The organism is Alteromonas macleodii, assembly GCF_903772925.1.
GTDB lineage: Bacteria > Pseudomonadota > Gammaproteobacteria > Enterobacterales > Alteromonadaceae > Alteromonas > Alteromonas macleodii_A.
Window position 1 is genome coordinate 1,474,868 of sequence record NZ_LR812090.1, and the last position, 15,077, is coordinate 1,489,944.

General features: G+C 43.2%; 13 protein-coding genes and 9 tRNA genes. 13 read left to right on the plus strand and 9 right to left on the minus strand.

Features of this window, described 5'->3' with window-relative positions:
- Nucleotides 1-40: 40 nt before the first annotated feature.
- The 4 genes from PCAR9_RS06425 to PCAR9_RS06440 form a co-directional block, all read right to left on the minus strand.
- Nucleotides 41-116: transfer RNA gene (locus PCAR9_RS06425), tRNA-Val, on the minus strand.
- A gap of 36 nt (nucleotides 117-152) precedes the next feature.
- Nucleotides 153-228 (minus strand) — tRNA-Val (locus PCAR9_RS06430).
- A 37-nt stretch (nucleotides 229-265) separates the two neighbouring features.
- Nucleotides 266-341: transfer RNA gene (locus PCAR9_RS06435), tRNA-Val, on the minus strand.
- Nucleotides 342-377: 36 nt separating this feature from the next.
- Nucleotides 378-453: transfer RNA gene (locus tag PCAR9_RS06440), tRNA-Val, on the minus strand.
- Between the two features lie 838 nt (nucleotides 454-1,291).
- Here PCAR9_RS06440 and gltX point away from each other — a divergent pair.
- The 10 genes from gltX to dusC all read left to right on the plus strand — a co-directional run bounded on the left by gltX (nucleotide 1,292) and on the right by dusC (nucleotide 6,623).
- Nucleotides 1,292-2,701, plus strand: coding sequence for a glutamate--tRNA ligase (gene gltX, locus PCAR9_RS06445; RefSeq protein WP_179982894.1), 1,410 nt, complete (start codon nucleotides 1,292-1,294; stop codon nucleotides 2,699-2,701).
- Nucleotides 2,702-2,786: 85 nt separating this feature from the next.
- Nucleotides 2,787-2,862 (plus strand) — tRNA-Ala (locus PCAR9_RS06450).
- Between the two features lie 93 nt (nucleotides 2,863-2,955).
- Nucleotides 2,956-3,031: transfer RNA gene (locus tag PCAR9_RS06455), tRNA-Glu, on the plus strand.
- 151 nt (nucleotides 3,032-3,182) lie between these two features.
- Nucleotides 3,183-3,258: transfer RNA gene (locus tag PCAR9_RS06460), tRNA-Glu, on the plus strand.
- 157 nt (nucleotides 3,259-3,415) lie between these two features.
- Nucleotides 3,416-3,491: transfer RNA gene (locus PCAR9_RS06465), tRNA-Glu, on the plus strand.
- A gap of 151 nt (nucleotides 3,492-3,642) precedes the next feature.
- A tRNA-Glu gene (locus PCAR9_RS06470) sits at nucleotides 3,643-3,718 on the plus strand.
- Between the two features lie 363 nt (nucleotides 3,719-4,081).
- Complete coding sequence (locus PCAR9_RS06475) at nucleotides 4,082-4,987, plus strand: M14 family metallopeptidase (RefSeq protein WP_179982895.1); 906 nt, start codon at nucleotides 4,082-4,084, stop codon at nucleotides 4,985-4,987.
- A gap of 59 nt (nucleotides 4,988-5,046) precedes the next feature.
- Nucleotides 5,047-5,268: a hypothetical protein gene (locus tag PCAR9_RS06480; protein ID WP_179982896.1), complete on the plus strand. Its 222-nt coding sequence runs from the start codon at nucleotides 5,047-5,049 to the stop codon at nucleotides 5,266-5,268.
- Nucleotides 5,265-5,429, plus strand: a complete 165-nt coding sequence (locus tag PCAR9_RS06485) for a DUF1289 domain-containing protein (RefSeq protein WP_179982897.1) — start codon at nucleotides 5,265-5,267, stop codon at nucleotides 5,427-5,429. Before PCAR9_RS06480 ends, PCAR9_RS06485 begins: the two co-directional genes overlap by 4 nt.
- Before the next feature lie 255 nt (nucleotides 5,430-5,684).
- On the plus strand, nucleotides 5,685-6,623 hold the full coding sequence (gene dusC / locus PCAR9_RS06490) for a tRNA dihydrouridine(16) synthase DusC (RefSeq protein WP_179982898.1): 939 nt from the start codon (nucleotides 5,685-5,687) through the stop codon (nucleotides 6,621-6,623).
- A gap of 25 nt (nucleotides 6,624-6,648) precedes the next feature.
- Here the strand turns inward: dusC and PCAR9_RS06495 are convergent, their stop codons facing one another.
- The 3 genes from PCAR9_RS06495 to PCAR9_RS06505 form a co-directional block, all read right to left on the minus strand.
- Nucleotides 6,649-7,623: a transposase gene (locus PCAR9_RS06495; protein ID WP_179982899.1), complete on the minus strand. Its 975-nt coding sequence runs from the start codon at nucleotides 7,621-7,623 to the stop codon at nucleotides 6,649-6,651.
- A gap of 311 nt (nucleotides 7,624-7,934) precedes the next feature.
- The gene (locus tag PCAR9_RS06500; protein ID WP_179982900.1) at nucleotides 7,935-8,117 is read right to left on the minus strand and encodes a hypothetical protein; all 183 of its coding nucleotides are present in this window, start codon (nucleotides 8,115-8,117) and stop codon (nucleotides 7,935-7,937) included.
- Nucleotides 8,118-8,163: 46 nt separating this feature from the next.
- A complete protein-coding gene (locus tag PCAR9_RS06505; RefSeq protein ID WP_179982901.1) occupies nucleotides 8,164-8,820 on the minus strand; it encodes an arylesterase in 657 nt (218 codons plus the stop codon).
- A gap of 16 nt (nucleotides 8,821-8,836) precedes the next feature.
- Between PCAR9_RS06505 and PCAR9_RS06510 the strand changes: the two genes are divergently transcribed.
- Both PCAR9_RS06510 and PCAR9_RS06515 read left to right on the plus strand, forming a co-directional pair.
- Entirely contained in the window at nucleotides 8,837-9,535 is a 699-nt protein-coding gene (locus PCAR9_RS06510; protein ID WP_179982902.1) for an ABC transporter ATP-binding protein, read from the plus strand.
- Nucleotides 9,536-12,058, plus strand: coding sequence for an ABC transporter permease (locus tag PCAR9_RS06515; RefSeq protein WP_179982903.1), 2,523 nt, complete (start codon nucleotides 9,536-9,538; stop codon nucleotides 12,056-12,058).
- 284 nt (nucleotides 12,059-12,342) lie between these two features.
- Here the strand turns inward: PCAR9_RS06515 and PCAR9_RS06520 are convergent, their stop codons facing one another.
- Nucleotides 12,343-13,239 carry a TIGR01777 family oxidoreductase gene (locus PCAR9_RS06520; RefSeq protein ID WP_179982904.1) on the minus strand — a complete coding sequence of 299 codons (897 nt, stop codon included), beginning with the start codon at nucleotides 13,237-13,239 and terminating at the stop codon, nucleotides 12,343-12,345.
- Nucleotides 13,240-13,261: 22 nt separating this feature from the next.
- Nucleotides 13,262-13,630 (minus strand): dihydroneopterin triphosphate 2'-epimerase, encoded by a 369-nt coding sequence (gene folX, locus PCAR9_RS06525; protein WP_118489729.1) that lies wholly within the window; start codon nucleotides 13,628-13,630, stop codon nucleotides 13,262-13,264.
- Between the two features lie 73 nt (nucleotides 13,631-13,703).
- Here folX and PCAR9_RS06530 point away from each other — a divergent pair, with 73 nt between their 5' ends.
- The gene (locus PCAR9_RS06530; RefSeq protein WP_179982905.1) at nucleotides 13,704-14,744 is read left to right on the plus strand and encodes an AI-2E family transporter; all 1,041 of its coding nucleotides are present in this window, start codon (nucleotides 13,704-13,706) and stop codon (nucleotides 14,742-14,744) included.
- Nucleotides 14,745-15,077 lie beyond the last annotated feature (333 nt).

The window sequence follows — 15,077 nt, forward strand, 5'->3', positions numbered from 1 at the left end:
AGGCTTTGATACGTTGATTGTGAAGAATATTAAAAGAAGATGGTGGACGCTACTGGGCTTGAACCAGTGACCCTCGCCTTGTAAGGGCGATGCTCTCCCAACTGAGCTAAGCGTCCGTATTTTGATTTCACTGTTTAGCCACTGTGAGGAAGTGGTGGACGCTACTGGGCTTGAACCAGTGACCCTCGCCTTGTAAGGGCGATGCTCTCCCAACTGAGCTAAGCGTCCGTATTTTGATTTTCACTGTTTAGCCACTGTGAGGAAGTGGTGGACGCTACTGGGCTTGAACCAGTGACCCTCGCCTTGTAAGGGCGATGCTCTCCCAACTGAGCTAAGCGTCCATATTTTGATTTCACTGTTTATCCACTGTGAAGAGGTGGTGGACGCTACTGGGCTTGAACCAGTGACCCTCGCCTTGTAAGGGCGATGCTCTCCCAACTGAGCTAAGCGTCCATATTTTTAAAACCTTGCCTAAGCAAGTGGGGCGGTATTATAGAGTCGGTTCCGTTAGTGTCAACAATAAAATTAAAGAAAAATGACTGTGTGCCCGAAATTTAGCCACTCTGACTGTATCTTAACTAAATTGATGAAAAGAACAGCGTTTTTAAGTGCCAAAATGGACAGACACTTATTCGTGAAAGTGCGTGAAAGTGGACAGACACTTATTCGGATATAATGCGCACACGTATCCTTATTTCGTTCAACTCTTTAGAGTGGAAGTTAAATCGAAGAAATTTAAATCGGACACACACTCTTTGTTTAGCAAAGTTCAAAGTGAATAGGCACTCGCTTGGCTAATGCAAGGAAGCGCACAAAAAACAGAAAAGAAACCAGTAAAAGGCAGTAAAGGGACAGACACTTATTCAAATATAGTGTGGAAAGACATCATTACCTAGTTCAAACCTGCAGCCAAGAATTATGTTGTTTCTTTCTATCTACGAAGTTAGATCGGACAGACACTTCTATACAGAAAGTCAAATCGGACACACACTAATTAAGTTTGGACTAAATGCGTCCGTGTACTAAAACACACCTACTTTACTCATTGGACACCCACCTATTCAGCCAGAAGAGTGTCAATAAAAAGTGTCTGTCCCTTTTCTGCTTTTTTAGCAGTAAAAGGTTATTAGTTGTTTCTTTAACAGCTGAAAAAGCTGTTAAAGAATCAATAAAGGAAAATAAGTGTCTGTCCACTTTCTTATCCATCTATTCTCAACTTACTTTTGAAGTCGCGCGGAGACTGGTAGAATGCGCCCATCTTTAGAAACACTATTAACAATAGAGAGTGACCATGTCGGTTGTTACACGATTTGCACCCAGCCCAACAGGCTACCTTCACGTTGGCGGCGCACGAACTGCGCTTTATTCTTGGCTTCTTGCGAAAAGCAAAGGCGGTGAGTTTGTTCTTCGTATTGAAGATACGGATATCGAGCGTTCAACTGAAGAAGCTAAGCAGGCTATTTTAGATGGTATGCAATGGTTAGGTTTAACTTGGGACACAGGCCCTATCTATCAAACTGAGCGTTTTGATAGATATAAGGAACTTATCCAGCAGCTTTTGGATGAAGGTAAAGCGTATAAATGCTTTATGAGCTCTGAAGAGCTAGATGCAATTCGTGAAGCGCAAAAAGAGCGCGGTGAAAAGCCTCGCTATCCTGGCACATGGAGAGACAGAACTGATCACCCTGAAGGTGAGCCGTTTGTTATTCGCTTCAAAAACCCTTTAGAAGGCAAGGTTGTTATTAACGATCATGTCCGAGGAAAAATTGAGATTAGCAATACAGAACTCGACGATCTCATTATCCAGCGTACTGATGGCACGCCTACCTATAACTTCTGTGTAGTTGTAGATGATTGGGACATGGGCATTACCCATGTAGTGCGTGGTGAAGACCATATAAATAACACGCCACGCCAAATCAATATACTTGAAGCCCTTAATGCACCTGTTCCAGAGTACGCTCACGTTTCGATGATCTTGGGTGATGACGGAAAGAAACTGTCAAAACGACATGGTGCAGTAAGTGTAATGCAGTATCGTGATGACGGCTTCCTACCACAAGCTGTGCTTAACTATCTTGTTAGGTTGGGCTGGTCTCACGGCGACCAAGAAGTTTTCTCTGTAGATGAAATGATTGAGAAATTTAGCTTGGATGCAATAGGGCAGTCTGCGTCGGCATTTAATACAGAAAAGCTAATCTGGTTAAATCAGCATTACATAAAGACATTGCCAGCAAGCGAGGTTGCTTCACATGCTAAATGGCATTTCGAACAGTTAAATGTTGATTTAACAACAGGTCCAGCGCTTGAATCTATTATTGCTATTCAAGCGGATAGGGTTAAAACTCTTAAAGAGTTAGCAGAGATTTCTACATACTTTTATCAAGACTATGAAGATTTTGATGCGAATGCAGCGAAAAAACACCTTCGCCCAGTCGCTCGAGGTCCATTAGAGCTTGCTAAAGATAAATTAATGGCAATTGAAGACTGGAACCCAGAAAATATTCAAGCAGCTATTAATAGTACGGCTGAAGAACTGGAAGTAGGTATGGGTAAAGTAGGCATGCCGCTGCGTGTAGCTGTAACAGGCGGGGGTAATTCACCGTCTCTAGATATCACGTTGAATCTTATCTCAAAAGAGAAAATTGGCGAGAGAATCGACAAAGCGCTTACTTTTATAGCAAACAGAGAAAATTCATAAAAAAAGCGTTGACATGACAGAGGGGGATGCCTAGAATGCGCCCCGCTGTCACGGAACAGTCACACAAAATGACTGGTACCATGATGGGGCCATAGCTCAGCTGGGAGAGCGCCTGCATGGCATGCAGGAGGTCGGCGGTTCGATCCCGCCTGGCTCCACCAAGTCACATTGAGATGTGGTTTGATATAGGCTGAAGCTGTTAACGCAGCTTCGGACTGAAAAATTCGAAAATTTAGTTTCGAAAAAAGAATTCAGTCCCCTTCGTCTAGAGGCCTAGGACACCGCCCTTTCACGGCGGTAACAGGGGTTCGAATCCCCTAGGGGACGCCATTTTATCGCGTCACAGTCGATTAAAACTGTGAAATAGGCTGGAGTTGTTATTTCAACTTCCGACTGAAAGTTTCGGTAAGGATAAGCTCGGTTAACACTGTCTTATACTCACAGAAATTTAGTGAAGTACATCTTCACTAGAAGATTTTCAGTCCCCTTCGTCTAGAGGCCTAGGACACCGCCCTTTCACGGCGGTAACAGGGGTTCGAATCCCCTAGGGGACGCCATTTTATCGCGTCACAGTCGATTAAAACTGTGAAATAGGCTGGAGTTGATTATTCAACTTCTGACTGAAAGTTTCGGTAGGGAAAGGTCGCTCAGTTCGCTGGCTCACTTCGACTTACTGAAAAATTCGGAAGCGGAGCTTTCGAAAGAAGATTTTCAGTCCCCTTCGTCTAGAGGCCTAGGACACCGCCCTTTCACGGCGGTAACAGGGGTTCGAATCCCCTAGGGGACGCCATTTTATCGCGTCACAGTCGATTAAAACTGTGAAATAGGCTGGAGTTGATTATTCAACTTCTGACTGAAAGTTTCGGTAGGAATAAGATTGTTAATTGCATTCTTGAGCTTACAGAAATTTAGTGAAGTGTATCTTCACTAGCAAAGTTTCAGTCCCCTTCGTCTAGAGGCCTAGGACACCGCCCTTTCACGGCGGTAACAGGGGTTCGAATCCCCTAGGGGACGCCATATCGAAAAAACCAGCCATTCGGCTGGTTTTTTTGTTTTTGTCTCCGGAAACTTTGTGGAAAGACACTTTCACACTTCCTCAACCACAAGTCGTTTTTAATTGCTAGTGAATTGCCAGTGGACAGTCACTTACATTTTCTTTCTGAACAAATGGCTACCCAAGTATTACTAACTCGACCTTTCATGCTTATTCTAGAGTGAACTAATCCTTTGCAAAGCTACGTCAACATACCATTGAGCAACTAACTTTTTAGGATATGAAGCGTAAAGATCTAATGTCACAACCATCGATTAATCTCTTGTAAAGTAGATACGTAAGCTTACTGAGCTGTTATGATCTCTTAAATACAAAAGAGGTGTTATATGCAGAATTATCCAATTGGGACCCCAGGTGAGCCATGGAGCGAGAAAGACATATCGCAGTGGAAATCTAAACAGACTGTGAAAAGAAGTTATCAAGAAGAAGTACTCGATAAACTTTTTAATATTATTCCTGAAGGCTTTGAACTAAAGCAGTATGGTTCTCTCCCATACGATTCTGAGCGCTATCCGTTATATGCAGTAGTGCCAAATAACTTTGATACTAAAAAGCCTACAGCGCTTGTTACGGGGGGAGTTCACGGTTATGAAACGAGTGGCGTGCAAGGCGCGCTTCAGTTTATTAACACAAAGTTGTCACAGTATGCAGGGCAAGTAAACATTGTAGTTGTGCCATGTGTAAGCCCTTGGGGTTACGAGACGATAAACCGGTGGAATCCAATGGCACTCGATCCAAATCGTTCATTTTACAGCGACTCCCCAGCACCAGAATCCGCTCAGCTTATGCAGTTAGTGTCTGACCTAACGTTGTCGCTAACACTACATATTGATTTACATGAGACGACCGATACAGATAACACTGAATTCAGACCGGCGCTGGCCGCACGGGATGGCGTAACCCATGATAATTGGAATATACCTGACGGTTTCTATACGGTCGCAAACACGCCAAATCCACAAATAGAGTTTCAAAAAGCTGTAATCGATTCGGTGAAAAAAGTAACGCACATCGCTCCTGCAGACGAGAACGGCAAGATTATTGGAGCAGATGTGGTGAGTGAAGGTGTTATCTGCTATGACAAGAAGGCTTTGTATCTTTGTGGCGGTATGACAGATGCCAAATATGTTACAACAACGGAAGTTTATCCCGATAGTGATAATGCGACACCTGAAAATTGTAACGACGCTCAAGTAGCCGCAATCTGCGCAGCACTTGATTACTCGAAATAGACGCTTGAACGTTTAGACGTCTAGATGTATATTTGAGCCTCTTTCAAAGGAGGCTTTTTGTGTTTACTTATTCTGCGGTTATTTACGACGGTAAAAAACAAAATTTAGTGCGATATGAATGTGGGACATACACTGAGTTTGCTTCATATCTTGAATCGCGTTTTGGTTGCCATGTTTGTTTATGGTCAAATAAAGAACTGTCGGAAAACACAATGGCGGCTATTGCTGCTTCGCATGCACAAAGTAAAAATGAAGGTTTAGATAAAACAGAAGCTTTATGAACTCAACATCACCGTGTATAGCCTTGTGTAAATTGAATGAAGATGAAATATGCGTTGGATGCAAACGTACTATTGATGAGATAGTAAATTGGAGGACATACACTGATAACCAAAAGCTCTCCGTTCTCGCTCGTCTAGAGAAGGATACTACTTCCCAATAATGTGATAATGATAAGCTAAAATTTTACGTTGTAATCCAAATAAAAAACCACTTTATAACAACCTCTTGTTTAAGTGGACAGACACTTACTCATCATTAGTACAATTCCTTTCAGTAGCGCCGGTAGTCTGTTTAAGCGCAACTAAAGTGGACAGACACAAAGTTTATAAACTGAGCCCCAAGTCCTGGCTGAAATTAACTCTTTTTGCTACACTCCCGCGCCAATTTTATGTTCTATTAACGTGAGACGTTTATAATGAAAGTAATGCTTGCCCCTATGGAAGGCGTTGTCGATCACTTAATGAGAGATATGCTCACTCGTGTGGGTGGTTTTGACCAGTGTGTTACTGAGTTTGTAAGGGTTGTTGATCAAAAACTACCCAAGAAAACGTTTTATAGACTTTGCCCAGAGCTACACAACGGCGGCAAAACCCCCTCAGGCGTACCAGTAAGAGTCCAATTGCTAGGGCAACATCCACAATGGCTTGCAGAGAATGCGCAAACTGCAATAGAACTGGGCTCTCCAGGTGTTGATCTGAACTTTGGTTGCCCTGCTAAGACAGTCAACAAAAGTAAGGGCGGCGCAGTATTGTTGAAGGAGACGCAAACTCTTTACGAAATTGTAAAAGCGGTTAGGGATGCCGTACCTGCTGAAATCCCGGTTTCAGCCAAAATCAGGCTGGGCTTTGAGGACAAGTCTTTAGCTATTGATAATGCTATTGCAATTACTGAAGCAGGGGCCTCTGAGCTTGTTGTTCATGCAAGAACAAAAACAGAAGGCTACAAGCCACCGGCTTACTGGGAGTGGATAGCGAAAATTAAGCAGCACACTAATATCCCCATAGTAGCTAATGGCGAAATTTGGAACGCTGAAGATGCTAAGCGGTGTCAAAGCCAATCAGAGTGTACCAACCTAATGATTGGAAGAGGCGCTTTAGCTATGCCTAATTTGGCGTTGAGTATCAAAGAAGGCGTAGCACCTATGCCATGGTCTGAACTGGCCGCGTTGTTGATACAGTACTCTGGCTACGAAATTTTTGGTGATAAAGGAAAATATTACCCTAATCGCATAAAACAGTGGTGCGGCTACCTAAAAAGACAATACCCAGAAGCTGAAACACTATTCAATGACATTAGACGTCTAACGAACTCTCAAGACATCGTTGACGTACTGGCTCGCCGAGCTGATATTTAACAGATAACGTCGTTGCTTTACCGACTCAAGATAAATATTTCTGAGCATTAGAAACGTTAGGGCGACATGCTCTCTGGCAGCACCTAGCAAAATTTTCCATCATTTCTGGACAGCCAACAGGGCCGGTAAATAGGGTTTCAAAGTTACTGGTCACTAAATGCCAGTTTTCTTTTGTCATTCCAAGTTTATTGAGCAATTTGTTAGGCAGATTTGGCATTTTATAGGTACTGCCATTCCGCTCTGCGTTCAACGTATCAGTAATAAGTTGCAAGTAATCTGAAAATGCGAAGGGCAAACTCTCAGTTAGCTTTTTCTTGCTGTCGTCAAAGGGCATCAAAAACTTAGGTACTTTGTTTGAACGCTTAGCATTTAAGCGGTATTGGATACTGGTGTAATGGGAATTGTTGAGTGTCTTCGCTATTTTTGCCCTAATGGGGTTCAAATCAACGTACGCCATTACGCTTGCTAGCGCTTTTTCATCTAATATTGCTTGAGATCTAAACCTCCTTTCCCAGAAATAGCCTTTACACTCGTCTTCTTTATTAGCTTTGCGAGCTATGTATTCATTTAGCATACGCATAAACCAGCTTATGCTTTGAAGCCGCTCGCGATATATGGCGGATAGTGACTTCAATTCTTCTCGCTCTTCTGCTGTTACTGAATCAAAGTTTTCTAGATAACGCTGTACTAGGGGAGGGCATTTGTAAAACATTCTCCACCTGAGCAATACTTCATCCATAGTCCAGCCATCAGCTCTACCCTTAGCTATATGGAGCACAACATGAATATGGTTGTGCATTACAGCGTAAGCGCATAAATCGATGGCAAATGCTTGCGATAGCTTGTGAAGCCTATCTTGAATCCATTTTCTTCTATGTTCGTAGTTTATGCCTGTGCGTGAATCACGACCACACAAATAAGATTGCCTTACGCAGCGCGAAATACAATGGTAGTAAGGCGTGACATCGGTGTTAATTTGTTTGTAACGAGGTAAAGGCATATCCGTATCCCATAGCTATTTAAATGTATTATGAGATTTACAGCGCTAATTTTAAGTGGTCTTTGGAACAGTTTTGTTGGTGTTAGCGATTAGCTGATTCCAAAAAGGACATCTTGGATTTTTTTCGAACGGAAGTTATGTAATCGTTGAGAAGGGTGATTATGGACAGACACTTAATTTTAATAGTGTGCGTGAGAAAAAGGACAGACACTCATCGGCTATCAAGTGTCTGTCCTTTCATATACAACTACCAAGCAAGCTAAACGTGGACAAAAACAAGTGTCTGTCCTTTATAAGCCTTTTTAAGAGAGCTATACAAATACATCTACTCTTGAACCCACTCGTCCATCACTAGTATTTGATGTCTGCTGCGTACTCTGAGGCTGAGTTTCGCGACTTTCTTGCACACTGCGCGACTCTGCTTGCTGAGCAGGTCGTTGAGGCGATTCTAAGACAGTAGAAACGGGTGTCGAATTAACAGATGAAACATCCATAAACAAACCTCATGTTTGAGCAAATTATCTTTTAAAGGTAGCAAAATTATTGAACATCAAGAATTAAACTTCTTAAGTGTCTGTCCATAAAGTTAGCGATCAACGGTTGTGCCTCAGCATTTGGGTGAATGCCATCGTTTTGCATTAAGTTTTTATTTAGCGCTATGTCTGCAAGAAAAAAGGGAATCTTTTGAACGTCCTGAGCTTCCGCTACTTTATTGTAGTTCTGAGTAAACATTTGCGTGTAGCGTTTGCCGTAATTAGAAGGAATTTGCATTTCTTGTAGAAATACTACGGCATTACTCTCCTTTGCAACGCTTACCAGAGAATTTAAATTATCCCTAATCTTACCGATATTGTGCCCCTGAAGGCCGTCATTACCGCCCAGTTCAATCAATACATGAGTAGGGTTGTGTTGCTCCAACAAACGGGGAAATCGCGCTAAACCGCCATCAGTGGTTTCTCCGCTTACCGCAGCATTTACAATATCAATCGGAATATTGTCGTTATGCCACATCTTTTGTAACAAACTGACCCAACCCTCATGTTGCTGTAATCCATAAGCCGCGGATAAACTGTCACCTAAGATAAGTAAAACCGCATTTTCGCTTGTGTCGCTCTGCTCGGCTTGATCTGATAGCGCTTGAAAGGGTATTAAAAGAATAAGTAAAAAAGCGAACAAATAACGAAATTTAACAAACACGAATTGATGACCTCTTATGATAAAAGCTAATGCTGTAACCAAAGTAGTGGATACGAGTGAAGGTTCACTCCAGATCCTTCGTCCTATTTCTTTTGAAGTCAAGTCTGGTGAGTCCGTTGCCATTATTGGCGCGTCCGGTTCTGGTAAATCAACCCTTTTGGGGTTATTGGCAGGGCTCGATCAAGTTACAGAAGGAGAAATTCTTCTAGATAACGAAGCACTTCATAGCATGAACGAAGAAGAGCGCGCTATTTTAAGAGGGAAAAAAGTGGGCTTTATCTTTCAAAGCTTTATGTTAGTTCAAAGTTTAACAGCGCTTGAAAACGTTATGTTGCCAGCAGAAATTGCAGGCCTTGATAACCCTAAAGCGCTTGCTCTTGATATTCTTGAGCAGGTTGGTTTAAAGCATCGCGCGCATCACTTCCCTAATCAGTTGTCGGGAGGCGAGCAGCAACGTGTTGCCATAGCACGTGCCTTTATCACTTCACCTAAAATACTTTTCGCCGATGAGCCTACCGGCAACCTAGACGCTAAAAATAGTGAAAAAATAGAAGCACTTCTTTTTAAAATGAACAGAGAAAAAGGCACGACTCTCGTCCTTGTTACCCACGATAATGAGCTTGCAGAACATTGTGATAGGCAACTCACCATGAATGCGGGAGAACTTGTTGAAACAACCGGCGCGAACACAGTAGACAAAAGAGAGGCGGTGTAGATGTCGACGTCTTTTAATTTAGGTTGGCGGCTTTTTAAGCATGAGGCTAGACGCGGCGAACTTACCATTATATTGCTGGCAATTGTGTTATCTGTAGCGGCCGTGTTGTCGCTGTCGCTTTTTAGTGAGCGCTTGCAAGGTGCACTGAAGTCTCGCTCTGCTGCGTTTATTGCAGCAGACGCGCAGCTTCGCTCAGACGACCCCATAAATGAAGATTGGTTCGCTCGAGCACGAGAAGAAGGGCTCGCGACTGCAAAGCAAGTGGCGACACGCTCTATGGTATTTAATGGCGATGAAATGTCGCTTGTCGATTTGCGAGCGGTGAATAACGCTTATCCCCTTAAAGGGACAGTCAATATTACCAATCAACCTTTTGGAGAAAAACGCGCAACCGCAGAATTACCACAGCCGGGTGAAGCCTGGGTACAGTCTCGGCTTTTCCAGAGCTTAGGGCTTTCCATTGGCGATAATATTGAAATTGGCGATGGCACTTTTACCGTAACGCATGTCTTGGTAGACATTCCAGATGCTGGCTTCAGCGTGTTTAACACAGATCCAATCGCTCTGATTAACTTAGATGACTTGGAAAAAACCGCGATAACCGGGCCAGGAAGTCGCGCTCGTTATGTTGGCTTTTTTGCGGGCGACACAGATGATATAGAAAGTTTTAACAATTGGTTGCTGCCTCAACTGAATGACGATTTACATTCGTGGCGGACAGTCGAAGATGATGAGTCAGCAATAGGGCGTTCTGTCGCAAGTGCCGAGCGTTATTTTTTACTGGCAAGTTTGTTGGCAATAGTACTAGCGGCGGTTTCCATAGCAGTTGCTGCACAGCGTTATGCCCAGCGACACTTTGACCCTGTAGCAATAATGAAGACCTTGGGTGCAACAAGCAGCACCATTCGAAAAGTCTATTTGTTCCAAATTTTATTTATCACTGGACTCGGTATTTTTATCGGCCTCGTTATAGGTTTTATCGGTCAGCAAGTAGTGGTTTCACTTGTAGCGGACAGAGTGGATGTATCTCTTGACGTGTGGCATTGGCGGCCGCTTCTAATAGCCGTTGCTACAGGCGCTACGTGTGCATTGCTCTTTTCCTTATATCCGCTGTTGCAGCTTTTTTCAGTTCCTCCGCTTCGCGTATTAAGAAAGGACATATCAGCGAGTTTACGTTCCAGAAGCATTCAGTTCGTGGCTTCCGGTGGTGCAATATTCTTACTGATGTGGATGTATAGCCGAGATTTAAAAATTAGCGCTATTCTTTTCGTTTCTGGCGCTGCGCTTGTGCTTGGATTGCTTGGTGCAACGTATATCTTAATTGCAGTAGGTCGCAAGCTGGGCAGTGGAAGAATGGGGGCGTGGCAGTTGGCATGGGCACGTATTAAGCGACGTGCAATGGACAACAGCGTGCAGCTTATTAGCTTTTCCGTCACCATTATGTTGCTTTTAGTGGTGCTGGTAATGCGCAACGATATGGTTGCGCAATGGCGCTCGCAATTGCCAGAAGGTACACCGAATTACTTCTTAATTAACATTACGCCGGATATTCAACCCGAGTTGGACAGACACTTCGCTGACAATGGCGTAAAAATTGAAGAGTTTTATCCTGTCATTCGAGGCCGATTTGTTTCGGTAAATGGAGAAGGGGTAAACACCGAGGTTTCTAAAGAAGATGAGCCGAATCGAGAAGGCCGGAGAGGTTTAGGCAGAGAAGCAAACCTAACTTGGAGCAACACGCTTCAAAAAGAAAACGAGGTCATTGACGGGAACTGGCATGGCGATGAGGATAAACAATACAGCGAAGGATGGTTCCCGGTTTCCGTTGAAGAAGGCGTTGCAGAAAGGTTGAACATTAAGATGGGTGATCGGCTTACTTTTAATGTGGGCAGCGAGATTGTCGAAACGAAAGTAACCAGTATCCGTACGGTGAATTGGCAGACTATGCAGCCTAATTTCTTCTTCGTTATTCACCCTGAGGCAATGGCCGCATTTAGCCCAACTTATATTACTAGTTTCTACCTTCCTACCGAGAGGAAGGCAGAGTTAACTAACCTACTTAAACCGTTTGCATCAATAACTATGTTCGACGTTGATGCTCGAATTAATCAGTTGCGAGAGATTGTGGATCAGGTGTCTGTTGCCGTTGAATTTATTTTGGTGCTGGTATTGTTAGCGGGCAGTCTAGTATTGATTGCACAAGTACAGGCAAGCATGGATGAACGCAGACAGGAAATAGCCATACTTCGAACACTCGGTGCAAAGGGAGCATTGATAAGAAAAAGTGTTATTTTTGAGTTTGTTATCATTGGTGTAGTAGCAGGCTTTATGGCAGCAATGGCCAATGAGTTGAGCCTTTACTTACTTCAAACCTCGGTGTTTCAAATGGAAGCAAGCTTACACCCAGAATACTGGGCAATAGCGCCAAGCGTCGGCGCCATTGTTGTAGGCATATTAGGAGCGTTTGGTTGCTATCGACTGCTTACACTTAATACCGGTCAGATGCTAAGGAATATGGTCTGAGTCTACATTTATGGTTTGGACAGGCACTTAGTTAAGTAAAGTCGAAAGTAAAACGAGTGGACAGACACTCGAGAGTGAAGTGGACAGTCACTCAACTACACGAGGGTACTGTCCGCTTTTGCTTACGCAAGCACGAAAATTCTTAACACAGTCACACGATTGTGGAATTGGAGGGCATGTGGATGCTGGATGAGGAAGTCAGCTTAGCCTAGAAATAATCAATTGCGGACAGACACACTCTTTTCAAGTTGAGTGTCTGTCCACAATCCTTGAGGGCTATAAAATCAGTCGCTGTATATCTCGTTCAACGCCTCTTCAACGGAAGGAAGCTCAAATTTGAAGCCAGCAGCGGTAAGCTTTTGAGGAATGACCCGCTGTCCTTCTAATATCATCTTTGATGACTCGCCCATTGCTATTTTCATAACGAAGCTAGGTAAGTTAAAGAGGCAAGGGCGACCCATCGCTTTCGCAAGCGTTTTAGAAAACACCTTGTTTGTAACAGGTTCCGGAGCAGTTAAATTGAACGCACCGGTACAAGCGCTATCTTCTAACAAAAAAGAGATAGCACGAACCATGTCTCGTAGGTGGATCCAAGCCAAGTACTGAGTTCCGGTACCTAGTGTTCCTCCGGCCCCTAATTTGAACGGTAGTGCCATTTTACCAAGTGCTCCGCCTTTCTCGGTAAGCACCACGCCAGTACGAAGCGTAACCACACGAGTTTTCGTTTGATCTGCGCCTTGAGCAATAGCTTCCCATTTTGCACATAAATCATGGGTGAACTCATCGCGAGGAGAAGTCTCTTCGGTTACAAGTCTGTCACCTTGGCTGCCGTAGTAACCAATTGCAGAACCCGATAGGAAAACTGACGGTGGTGTTTCACAGCTGTTTATTTTAGATACTAATTCAGCAGTAATATCCCAACGGCTATCGCAAATCCTTTTCTTTTGAGTGTCTGTCCAACGTTTGTCGGCGATAGGTTCACCGGCTAAATTTATAACAGCATCGAAGTTCTCGAAGGTTTTTATCGAAGCAATGTTTTCTATAACATCAACGCTATCACCTAATTTATCCTTTGCCTTTGCAATATCGCGAGAAATCACAGTGAATGAATGTTTATCTGAAAATTGGCGAATAAATTCACTGCCAATCAGCCCCGTACCACCAGTCAAAAGAATATTCACAGTTGGCTCCTTGACGTATTACCTATCCCGACTTATTACAAGACAGCGTCAGCGACACTGAATCGGAAAATCTAAGAGCGTGGGGTTTATCAACTTCAACCTCGGCGTAACGTACCGAAGAATGTTCCGACGCAATACTGAGCACATCTGCGGTTAGCTTTTCTAAAAGGGAAAAACGGTTGTCCTCGACGAGTTTGATAATTGCCTTTGTAATCGTTTTATAGTTTAGCGCGTCACTCATATCGTCAGTGTTTGTCGCCTTTTCAGCGTCATAATCAATTTTCACGTTAACAACAACGTCCTGCTTGTTTTTTATCTCATCTTCATTGATGCCAATGTATGTGCGTAGTCTTAAGTTTTTAATTTTAATAGTGGCAAGATTAAAGTTCATTGAAGTCTCTTGTTTGTAGTTGTTTATAAGTCGTTGTAAAGTATTGTCGTTTCAGTTAGGAATGTAGCACACAATGTCAATGGAACTACGCTCGCCAACAGCAAAGATTCTTATCGTTTTAGCGTGTTTAGTGGTAGTGATGGCCGGTATCAAAGCCGCCAGCACAATCATGGTACCGTTTTTTCTTTCTATTTTTATAGCGATCGCGTGTAGTCCAATCATACGCTGGACCTCTAAATTCGGCGTCCCCAAATGGCTCTCAATCACCTTTGTTATACTGCTTATTGTTGTTTTTGGTTTTCTTTTAGCTGGCTTAGTAGGCCAGTCTATGACCGAGTTTAGAGAAAACTTGCCAGAATATAGAAGTAAGCTTGATACAGAGTTTGCCTGGGTTGTATCCAAATTGGCTGAGTTCAACATTCATATAAATAGGGAGCTGATCGCTTCTCACCTTGATCCTGCAACGGCTATGTCTGTGGCTACAAATTTTATAAGCGGAATGGGCGGTGTGCTCTCTAACTTATTCCTGATACTTTTAACTGTCATTTTCATGCTTTTTGAGGCAGATAGTATTCCTCGCCGTTTCCATATTGCACTTGCAGATCCTGGTATGAAGCTTAAGCACATTGATAAATTTATACGTTCTGTAAATAGCTATTTAGCAATAAAAACAGTGGTTAGTTTGGGCACAGGCTTGATAATTGGCGTTTGGCTTTACGTGCTCGGGGTAGATCATTTCATGTTATGGGCCGTCTTGGCTTTCATGCTCAATTTCATTCCAAACATCGGTTCTATTATTGCGGCAGTACCAGCAGTTTTAATCGCATTTGTTCAACTTGGTCCTGCCTCAGCAGGCTTCGCTGCACTCGGTTTTGTGCTTGTAAATACCATCATGGGTAATATGGTCGAGCCTAGATTAATGGGTAAGGGCATGGGACTCTCTACACTAGTGGTATTCCTATCATTGATATTTTGGGGTTGGTTACTGGGAACTGTTGGAATGCTTCTATCGGTACCGCTAACCATGGTAGTAAAAATAGCGCTTGAATCTCGCGAAGAAAGTAAGTGGCTTGCTGTGTTGTTATCAAGTGAAGGTGAAAAACCTATTTCGTAAAACAGGGTTAATTCAGCGCATCAATAGATAGTGGACAGACACTTGCTTGGACTTGTGCAAAGTACTTTCTTTAGAGGACAGGCCCTTTTTTAAAAAAAGTGACTGTCCGTTACGCTACTGGTCCATAAAGCTTTAAAGAGAAAACTGTAAAAGGGACAGACACTCAAATGTTTTTAGCAACCTTAATGCCGCATGGCTAAACGATAAATTTAAAAAGTGTCTGTCCGATATCAGGCTCGATATCAGGCTCGATATCAGGCTTCGATATCAGGCTTTTTGAGAAAAATTAAGTGTGTGTCCGCTTTCGAGCCCGCTTTCAACCATTAAAGGTTC

Coding starts and splice junctions, on each gene's coding strand:
- gltX (WP_179982894.1), top strand. CDS start 1,292: ATGTCGGTTGTTACACGATTTGCACCCAGCCCAACAGGCTACCTTCAC.
- PCAR9_RS06475 (WP_179982895.1), top strand. CDS start 4,082: ATGCAGAATTATCCAATTGGGACCCCAGGTGAGCCATGGAGCGAGAAA.
- PCAR9_RS06485 (WP_179982897.1), top strand. CDS start 5,265: ATGAACTCAACATCACCGTGTATAGCCTTGTGTAAATTGAATGAAGAT.
- dusC (WP_179982898.1), top strand. CDS start 5,685: ATGAAAGTAATGCTTGCCCCTATGGAAGGCGTTGTCGATCACTTAATG.
- PCAR9_RS06495 (WP_179982899.1), bottom strand. CDS start 7,623: ATGCCTTTACCTCGTTACAAACAAATTAACACCGATGTCACGCCTTAC.
- PCAR9_RS06500 (WP_179982900.1), bottom strand. CDS start 8,117: ATGGATGTTTCATCTGTTAATTCGACACCCGTTTCTACTGTCTTAGAA.
- PCAR9_RS06510 (WP_179982902.1), top strand. CDS start 8,837: ATGATAAAAGCTAATGCTGTAACCAAAGTAGTGGATACGAGTGAAGGT.
- PCAR9_RS06515 (WP_179982903.1), top strand. CDS start 9,536: ATGTCGACGTCTTTTAATTTAGGTTGGCGGCTTTTTAAGCATGAGGCT.
- folX (WP_118489729.1), bottom strand. CDS start 13,630: ATGAACTTTAATCTTGCCACTATTAAAATTAAAAACTTAAGACTACGC.
- PCAR9_RS06530 (WP_179982905.1), top strand. CDS start 13,704: ATGTCAATGGAACTACGCTCGCCAACAGCAAAGATTCTTATCGTTTTA.